This window comes from Pseudonocardia terrae (genome assembly GCF_021343995.1).
GTDB classification, from domain to species: Bacteria; Actinomycetota; Actinomycetes; order Mycobacteriales; family Pseudonocardiaceae; genus Pseudonocardia; species Pseudonocardia terrae.
Genome location: NZ_JAJTTE010000142.1, coordinates 1 through 1,484, shown reverse-complemented (window position 1 = coordinate 1,484; position 1,484 = coordinate 1). Strand labels below are relative to the sequence as shown.

General features: G+C 66.8%; 1 protein-coding gene. It reads right to left on the bottom strand.

The genetic code is table 11. From position 1 onward, the window contains the following. A partial coding sequence (locus LWC33_RS34605) for an AMP-binding protein (protein WP_233308928.1) occupies positions 1-1,484 on the bottom strand: 1,484 nt, incomplete at both ends.

Sequence of the window (1,484 nt, the reverse complement as noted above, 5' to 3'; positions counted from 1 at the left end):
GCGTTGCGGACGGCGGCGGCCTCGCCGAGGTCGAGGATGTCCACGGACTTCTCCCGCATCTCGACCTTGCGGACCTTGCCGGTCACCGTCATCGGGAACTCGTCCACCACCAGCACATAACGCGGGATCTTGTAGTGCGCCAGCTTGCCCGTGGCGAACTCCCGCAGCGACTCCGCACTGACCCGCGCGCCCTCGCGCACCTGCACCCACGCGCACAGCTCCTCGCCGTACTTCACATCCGGCACCCCGATCACCTGGGCGTCCAGGATGTCCGGGTGGGTGTAGAGGAACTCCTCGATCTCGCGCGGGTAGATGTTCTCCCCACCCCGGATCACCATGTCCTTGATCCGCCCGGTGATGTTCACATACCCCTCGGCGTCCATCACCCCCAGATCCCCGGTGTGCATCCAGCGCGCCGCGTCGATCGCCTCCGCCGTCTTCGCCGGCTCCTCCCAGTACCCCAACATCACCGAATACCCACGCGTACACAACTCGCCCGGCTCCCCACGCGGCACCGTCAACCCGCTGTCCGGGTCCACGATCTTGACCTCCAGATGCGGATGCACCCGCCCCACCGTCGACACCCGCCGCTCCAGCGAGTCATCCGCGCGGGTCTGCATCGACACCGGCGACGTCTCGGTCATCCCGTAACAGATCGTCACCTCGTCCATGCCCATCCGCGCCACCACCTGCTTCATCACCTCCACCGGACACGGCGACCCGGCCATGATCCCCGTCCGCAGCGACGAGAGGTCATAGGCGTCGAAGTCGGGATGGTTGAGCTCGGCGATGAACATCGTCGGCACCCCATACAAGCTGGTGCAGCGCTCCGCGGCGACCGCGTCCAGGGTGGCCTGCGGGTCGAACCCCGGCGCCGGAATCACCATCGTCGCCCCGTTCGAGGTACACGCCAGGTTGCCCATCACCATCCCGAAACAGTGATAGAACGGCACCGGGATACACACCCGGTCCTCCGGCGTGTAGCCGTTGAGCCGGCCCACGAAAAACCCGTTGTTCAAGATGTTGTGATGGCTCAGCGTGGCGCCCTTCGGGAACCCCGTCGTCCCGGACGTGTACTGGATGTTGATCGGGTCATCCGGCGACAATCCGGCCTGCGCCCGCGCCAACTGCTCCGGCTCCCCGCCGCGCCCGGCCTCCAACAGCCCGTCCCACTCGTCCGAGCCGATGAGGACGACCGCTCGCAGGTCCGGGCAGTTCCCCCGCACCTGCTCGATCATCCCCGCGTAGTTCGACGTCTTGAACTCCCGCGCCGCCACCAACACCGAAATCCCCGCCTGGCGCAGCACGTACTCCAACTCGTGCGTCCGATACGAGGGGTTGATGTTGACCAGGATCGCGCCGATCTTCGCCGTCGCGTACTGCAACACCGTCCACTCCGCCATGTTCGGCGCCCAGATCCCCACCCGATCCCCCTTGACCACCCCCGCGCCCAACAACCCCAACGCCAGGGCGTCGACGTCGGC